This is a genomic window from Lachnospira intestinalis (assembly GCF_040095895.1).
Lineage (GTDB): Bacteria > Bacillota > Clostridia > Lachnospirales > Lachnospiraceae > Lachnospira > Lachnospira intestinalis.
In genome coordinates, this window is record NZ_JBBMFS010000022.1 from 1 (window position 1) to 8,041 (window position 8,041).

The window sequence follows — 8,041 nt, forward strand, 5'->3', positions numbered from 1 at the left end:
ATCCATTGGAAGTTTCATTTCTTCAAAGGTCCTTCCGCCATCGCGAGTGACATATAAGCGGGAATAGGACTGGGATGCGCCTGTAATTCCTGCAACCCCAAAGTTCTCATCATAAAATATTAAACCTTCTGCAACTCCCAATTGTCCACTGAACGGATCATCATTTATGCATTCCCAAGTAGAACCACCATCCATTGTCTTTTCCATTACATAAAATCTGCTTCCGGCAGCTGCATCCGTTATCACCAAACGCCATCCATTATTTTCATCTAAAAAGAAATACATAGTTCCATCACTTTGATCCACAGTCCAACTTTCTGTATCTTTAGCATCCTCCACCTGCTGCATCGTATTCTCCTGCTTCAATTCTTGTTGACTGACGTACTCAGGCTCCATAATATATCGAACAGGTGTGACACTATTTAAATCAGGAATATGCAAAGATACCTCAAACCCAACGATTTCTCCACCGCTTCTAAGCTGAGTAAAATTGCCGGTTCCTGTTTCAGTTCCATCACCATCTGCATCTCCCGAAATATATTGTAAGCCTTCCTCTGAACTAAAAGATCTTCGCCCCATATAGAGTATTTCATAAATCTGCTGCTCTTCAAATGTTTCAGCCCACGCCTCTACCTGACTCGTCCAGTCTGAATTGTTCAAAATTTCAATCATTGGAGACAAACGCATATCGTCACTATATTCTCCATTCACATTACCATCTATCCAAACAGTCATATCATTACTGCTGTCTGCGTCATAATCAATAAGATACGTTTTTTTCTCTCCAGCCTCATTTTTTCCATATATGAATGCATAAATCCTTTGAATCGTTCCGTTTTCATCAAATGACACCTGATATTTATTTGCAATATAGAGTTCTTCCGGCAGTTGCAATGCTTCATCCAAATCCATCAGAATCCCTTCTACACCATCCTCAAAAAGATTATTATGCTCCAGTTCTACTTCTTTTTTACGCATCCACTCATCAAGTTTCCAAGACAGTGCCCCGTGATACGGAACTGCAGAATAAACGATACGTCCACCAAAGAATAAAGTTGCTGCTATAAGGAGTATCATTTCCGTATAGAAAAGTTTCTTATTTCCATTATCTCCTGAATTAACTTCTTGATTATGCCTTTTCGAAATCAGCCAGAGAACCACTGTGCCAACCAATCCTATTATACCTAACGCCAACATCGGTATATGCCTTCTCAAGCCACCATATTGACATAGATGCCAGAATTGATACAACATAAATATATATAGTATTAAACTTACTTTTCCCGTGATTTTATAAATATATTTCATGTAAGTCTCCTTTCTTCATATCTGTAAAAATACCATAAAACACCAGTATTATCAAATCATTCTTTAATACGGTATTGGTAATCTGGTATATGCATAATTCCGTCATTTAGGATTTCATTCCCCAAATACTGAAAACTGCCATCCTCTGCAAACCTTACCGTAAGTTCATGGGTTATGACTGCATCATCGCAAATGACCATGTCACAGACCGCCTCAACTGTTAATGTGACTGTTCCATCTTGATTTTCTTTGATGTCGACAACCTCCGGCAGAGAAGTTCCAAAGAAGGTAGGCGCATAATTGAAGCACCCAAGTCTCGCCCAAAGATAGGTCTGGTTTTCCTCATCAAATACTGCGTACTCTCGTATCTGCTCCGCTGTTATGGGAAGATACTCCATAATCAGACTTTCGAACTCTTCTTTAGGAATGCCATTTGGATAATCTTCAGAATTGAACTTTTCTCCATATTTCATTCCATACAGATATTCAAACATTCCGTTATAATCCAACTCACTCATATTTTCTACATTCCAGTTGGAACACAAAAGGTTCTGTCCCTGATATCCAAGCCCCCGAACACAACGTTCAGACATTTCACACTGTTCCTCTGTCATAGGTTTTATTCTGATCAGGCAGCTTCCATCCATAATTTCACTAACCTCTGGCGGCTCTGGCACACACAGCTCATAGCAGAACCATCCTTTTTCCGTGTATTTCCATTCTTTGAGTCTCGTATAAGAAATGTACGAAATTCCCGGCTTGTTGTCAGCATTCCAGATTCCTCTTGTACTCACAACATACATATCCGTTCCATCAAAAATGAATTTCATTCTGCCCAGTCCACCATCATTGTGGATTTCATAAATCACCACAGAGCCTCTTTTCCCTTCCATACATTCTTTCAGAAAACTGTCAACACTTTCATAATTCTCCATGTTAGAATACGTTACCATCGTAGCAATTGGATATCCTGCGTCCTTTACCTTCTTCTGAATTTCAAGAACCGTTTGATCATCCAAAACAACATTAGATGCTATCCCTTTATCTGCTGTTTCATAAATGTCAAGATAAAGTTCCATCAGCTTTTTACAGTCAGTCTCAGCTTCTTCCCTTTCCTGTTCATCTACCGGAAGATCGTAGCCCTTTTCCCATTGTACTGCAGCCTCTTCCTCAGTATTTTTTGTTTCCTCCGTGGAAGATACTTCTTCCGTATCTTCCACAAGAGATTCTCCCGCAACACTATCTTCTTTTCCACAGGCACACACGAAACCCCCAATCAGAAATACCATGATCAGTAGAATGCTCTTTTTCCTTAATACCATAAAATCATCCTTTCGTTCTTGCTATTGGCGGCAGTTCCAATTCAATTTGTTCTATAGAATTGGAAAGATACCTGAAAGTTCCGTCTTCAAATGGCTGGACCACAACCGTATTCCGAAAAGCGAGATCAGAATTATAATCCGGCCATACTCCATCCACGATAAGTGTAATCGTTCCATCCGCATTTTTTGTATAGTCAACTACTTCTCCAAAAGGTGGGTATGGGCTGGCATAAATCATCTCATATTCATAGCTGTTACTCCCTTCATCATACCCACAATACTCTCTTAACTGTTCTATCGATACTGGAAAATAGGTGGTCATTATCCTTTCATATTCCTCTGCCGGAATCTTCCAATCCTCAGTTTTCAGATTTTCACCCGTGGAAATTCGGTAAATATCTTCATACATGCAAGGCATCAAAATATCCTTTACATTGCTACTGTTCCAGTTTGTGACAAGCACATTGTAATTCACATAACTTAGTCCTGATATGTATTTCTCCGTCAGTTCCTGGCAGTCTTCCGGAAGCGGTTCTATTCTCCAATACTGTCTCAAACTTGCATGTGCAATCACATATTCATATGCGTAGATAAAATACCCTTTTTCCGTAAGTTTGATTTCAGCCACATTACTTACCGAAGTTCCCTGTATTTCAGGCACTCCACCTTCCTTCCAACGAACACCTATATAATAAGTCTGCAACTCACCTTTCCGGTAAATAAAAGTAACTGCTCCAATCAGTCCATCTCTATGTACTTCGAATACCGTAACCATTGAGTCCCGTCCATCCAAGTAATCTGCATAAAATGTTTCGACTGCTTCATGGTTTTGCATGGCAGTATCTTCTTCAACACTTACCAGACCGCTTCTGCCCAATTGCTCCACCACAGTTTTCCTCTGCTCGTTGGTAAATTCGCTAATGCCGGAAGAATAACTTGGTGCATCTGCAATTACAATATCCTTATAGATTTCTGCTACCGAATCTGCCGCTGACAAAACCATACTCTGCAATTGTTCCTTTTCCTCATCTGAGATAAGACAATCACTGGCTTGCGGAATAAACCAATATGCTGACTCTGTGGAAGTTTCCGCATTCTCGGCTTCTTCTGTTTCTGCTTCGCTATTTTCGATTTCTACAGGTGGCTCCCATACTTCTTCTGCCACCTTTTGTTCTTCTTCATGCATTTTCCCCCAACAGATTACCCCAACTATCACGAAAATCAACAGCAGTAAAATTAGAAGTCCACATTTTCTAAGCAGCCATTTCACATCCTCCATTATTCTCCTCCGTACAATTCTTCCCATTCTTCTAACGTCAACCGTGGCGTATGCCAAGTTTCTCTGTAGTTGTCTTCGGATGGTATAATTCGATTAGATACATATTGTACCCGTCCATTCTCTAAAGGGCGAACCACAACCTCGTGAGCATATACCTTGGAATCACCCGCATAAGGGAATACTACATTGGCTGTAAGTGTAATTGTCCCATCATTGTTTTCTGTAAAACCTACTACCTCTGAATATGGATATTCGGGGTACTCTACTTCTTCAAAGCCTCTCGGCTTATATTCATAAGTCAAATTCTCCGAATCATAGATGGTTTTTGATTGTAGCGTTTCACTATCAATGTTGAAATATTTCATAATAACACTTTCAAATTCTTCTTTTGGAATCTGATAAACTGCACTGACTGATAAGTTGTCATCAGCAACATAGGGAGCATATTGACCATTCACTTTTGGATAAAGAATGTCATACATATCATAGAAATTCAAATCCCCGAAATCCTCCTCACTCCAATCCACAATGAACATATTATTCCGTTCAAAGCTGATTGGGTTGAGATATTTCCGACTCAACTCCCTATATGTTTCATCCAATGGCTGTACCCGTAATGCGGTATGTTCCTCTGCTCCACTCAATGTAAGAACATATAATTCTACTGAAAACCAAACACCGGAAAACATCAGGTAACCTTCTTCTGTATAATTCCAATACTCCGCTTGATAGTTTCCTATAACCTCTCTTTTCATATTTCCATTTTCATACTTGTAATAGCTTCTGACCACATCCACATTTCCGCCTTTTGTGTGCAAATCGTATTTTACAAATCCGCCCAAATAACTGATTTCAAGAATCGTTATTTCTGCTTCCTCCTGTGCATCCACCTTTTCGCAGAATTCCACTACCTTCTCTGGTTCCGTCATGTTAATTTGATTTCTGCTGTCAACTGCCGAATAACCATTTTCTCCAAGACGATTTACAATACTACGGATTGTTTCCAAATCCGCTAATTTATTTTCTTCTTCTGCTTTCTCATAAAGATCAATGCAGACGCTTATAATTTCATCTGCATCCTCCTCTGATTCTTCCTGAATAGCCTGAACATCTATTACCGTTTCCGAAACTGTATTTTCTTCCGGGGGTGCATCACTGCACCCCGAAATACTAAGTATTAATACAAAGCTAATTGCTGCCAAACCACTCTTCCAGAACCAGGTTGTCTTTCTTAACAACATATCCGCTTCCTCCTCTTCCTTTCACATCTTCTACCATGCTAATAATCAATATAGGACGTTCTACCGTATCTTCTGCTGTAAAAATTGCAAACCATCCTAATTCCGTACCCGAAGTATCATCCTTCGATGCCTTGATTTCTGCCGTACCTGTTTTTCCTGCTAAAAGAATGTCATCCCGATGGGCTGCATATCCAGTTCCATTAGAATCATTCACAACTTTTTTTGTTCCTTCCAATACACGGCTTGCTGTCTCATTAGAAAAGGCTCCCGGAATCCAATACTCAGCTACTGCGTCTTTCTGATATACTAAATACGGCTTTATAACATTTCCCTCGTTACAGAAAGCAGAATAGATACATGCCATATGTAATGGATTCACCAAAACCTGCCCTTGACCGTAACCGCTGTCTGCTAACTGTATTTCTGTTTCAATTCCCTCTGAATTAGAATACTGCGACTCTGCCATCTTAATCTCAAATGGCAGTTCCTCATTAAAACCAAGTCCAGTCAAAGAACTCTCCATCTCTTCTGAGCCAATCTTTAATGCTGCCTTTGCGAAATAAATATTGTCGGAATATATTAGGGCATTCTCTAAAATGACTGGTTCATATGCATGGAGTGTTGTTACATGATAGGAACCCCACGATGCATCCTTTTGCCAACTTAAGCCTACGTTGCCGTAATCTTCCATTGGATCGATTGCTCCTGATTCCAAGCCGACCGCTGCGGTAATTGGCTTGAATGTAGACCCCGGACACCACACTTGCCGGAAGCGATTATACATTGGCTTATTCTCATCCTCGTTAAGTACAGTCCACTGCTCACTCGACAATCCCATAATAAAATCGTTATTGTCATAGGCCGGTGTGCTGACCAAAGCCAATACTTCTCCGATATAATGATTCATGGCTACCGAGCAGCTTTTATCTTCCTTAAACTGCTCATGCAAGGAAACCTGTAAATCAGTATCTATCGTAAGCTGGATGTCCTGCCCATGCTGTACCAGGATACAAGCAAGTTCCTCCTTCTCTTTGCCTTCCGAGTTTTCAATGTAAATCCTGCAACCGTTCTGGCCTTTCAGTTCACTCTCGAACAAGCTCTCCATTCCGCTTCTGCCGATTACACTATTGGCTGTATAGCCTTCTCCTGCATGCTCCTCTAAATCTTCCGCAGTAACACTTTGAACATATCCGACCAAATGTGCCGCTGCTTCTCCTAATGGGTATTCACGCACTTCAACATCAGATATCATCACTCCGGGAATCTCCAGCAACTTTTCATGCCTTTCTTTCTCCTTTAGGACTTCTTCATCTGGACTGATAGACATTAACTCAATTTCTTCCACTCTTGGAATTGTTTTAATGGGAACAAAAGAATCATCCTTTACCCACTTTGCAGACAGTTTCTTTTCTATCGCTTCCGGTGTGATTTCCACTAGTTCTGCAATCTGTGCGATTGCTTCCTCTCTGTTTTCCAACTTGCCCGGAACGATTCCAACCGAAGATGCTGTACCTTTTCCTGCAAGGACACGTCCGTTCCTATCCAGAATTTCTCCTCGTTCTGCCTGTGTAGTGGAAACTCTTACTTTATCTGTAGATGCCAGATTCGGAAAAATCAGGGAATCATCCCAAACTAACTGATATCCTTCTTCGTCCTTTAGGAAAAGTGCTTTATTCTCAAAGCTGATAGTTCCTGCAACTGTATCGAAAGCAGTCTGGTAGGTTACCGTCATTTGCTCCTCGTCATATGCAATAATCTGGACAGCTATATTCTGGACTTCTATACCTTCATAAATAGCTGAATTTCGAGTTACAAAATCCTCCTGACTGACATTTCCCGATGCCTCAATATGTAGCATTGCATACATTTCTTCATACTCCTGTTTTGGAATATGATCCATGTACTCCACCAGAAGTTCTTCCGGTGTCTTCCAGGCATTTTCCTTTGTTGCCAACATTCCTGCCACACATACTGCAGAAATTACCGCAGCTATTCCTATAACAGCAATCGCAATCCATAGGAGCCTGCTTCTTGTTTTCTTTCGCTTGTTTCTGCTTTTTCCTTTCTTCATATTGACCTCCATTCATTTTGCTTTGCTGATATGGTCATATTCTATTTTCAATGTACGCTATATCTTCAAAATATTACACTCGTAAGATTTTGAAGTAAAAAAATTTCTCTTTGCTGGGTATATCGTACTATGCATTCCTCCTTCCTTTTATTACATGTGTAAGATTTCGCAACAAAAAAATTTCGTCCGCAATCCTACTGCACTTGTGTAAATATTACATCAGTAAGATTTAGAAGTCAAGTTATCTTTATATAAAAAGGCTTCTGCCAGGAAGTATCATACATTTTCACAAAAGTGATACCTTTTAGCAAAAGCCTATTATTCAGCAGAGTTTCAAAACACCCCACTGCTGCGATATTCAAATGGTTCATTCATAAGGCTACAAAACACATATCCATTTTCGTTCCTTAATATCCCACAAACCGCAGAAAATCAAGGTTTCTTTGAAAGCAGACATACGGTTTCAATAATCCCCTGAACATTTATTTTATGCTGCATAGCGAAAGTATGCAATAGGTTTTCAAAGTGGGGTAATGGTTTTATCCCCATAAAAAGTGGTTGACTAAATGTATTTTAGAATTTTTCTATATAAATCCCACAGCCTCGGTCCACAAAAACCACCCAAAGCACTCAACCCACGATGCTCATGAACATCTCTATCTTCAACCTCAAAGAGCCTATGGAAATCATCTCCCTCACCTACATAAACTGATTTGTCATAATTAAGAAAAGTAGACTTGCCACTAAATTGGTCACCTGTGATATCTATAATAATATATTTGTCTACCATCAGCCATGCATGAGATTGTCCGTTTCCATC

At 40.0% G+C, this 8,041-nt stretch carries 6 protein-coding genes; all 6 read right to left on the reverse strand.

The window, feature by feature from the left end; all coding sequences use genetic code 11:
- Nucleotides 1-1,308: WD40/YVTN/BNR-like repeat-containing protein (locus tag WMO37_RS14675; protein ID WP_349155392.1), on the reverse strand; the 1,308-nt coding region annotated here is incomplete at its 3' end.
- Nucleotides 1,309-1,364: 56 nt separating this feature from the next.
- Nucleotides 1,365-2,630 carry a DUF6070 family protein gene (locus WMO37_RS14680; protein WP_117762062.1) on the reverse strand — a complete coding sequence of 422 codons (1,266 nt, stop codon included), beginning with the start codon at nucleotides 2,628-2,630 and terminating at the stop codon, nucleotides 1,365-1,367.
- Between the two features lie 4 nt (nucleotides 2,631-2,634).
- Nucleotides 2,635-3,909: a DUF6070 family protein gene (locus WMO37_RS14685; RefSeq protein WP_117514077.1), complete on the reverse strand. Its 1,275-nt coding sequence runs from the start codon at nucleotides 3,907-3,909 to the stop codon at nucleotides 2,635-2,637.
- Nucleotides 3,909-5,150 (reverse strand): DUF6070 family protein, encoded by a 1,242-nt coding sequence (locus WMO37_RS14690; protein WP_349155393.1) that lies wholly within the window; start codon nucleotides 5,148-5,150, stop codon nucleotides 3,909-3,911. The genes WMO37_RS14685 and WMO37_RS14690 overlap by 1 nt, the downstream gene beginning before the upstream one ends.
- On the reverse strand, nucleotides 5,098-7,221 hold the full coding sequence (locus tag WMO37_RS14695) for a penicillin-binding transpeptidase domain-containing protein (RefSeq protein ID WP_349155394.1): 2,124 nt from the start codon (nucleotides 7,219-7,221) through the stop codon (nucleotides 5,098-5,100). Before WMO37_RS14695 ends, WMO37_RS14690 begins: the two co-directional genes overlap by 53 nt.
- Before the next feature lie 562 nt (nucleotides 7,222-7,783).
- Nucleotides 7,784-8,041: hypothetical protein (locus WMO37_RS14700; protein ID WP_349155395.1), on the reverse strand; the 258-nt coding region annotated here is incomplete at its 5' end.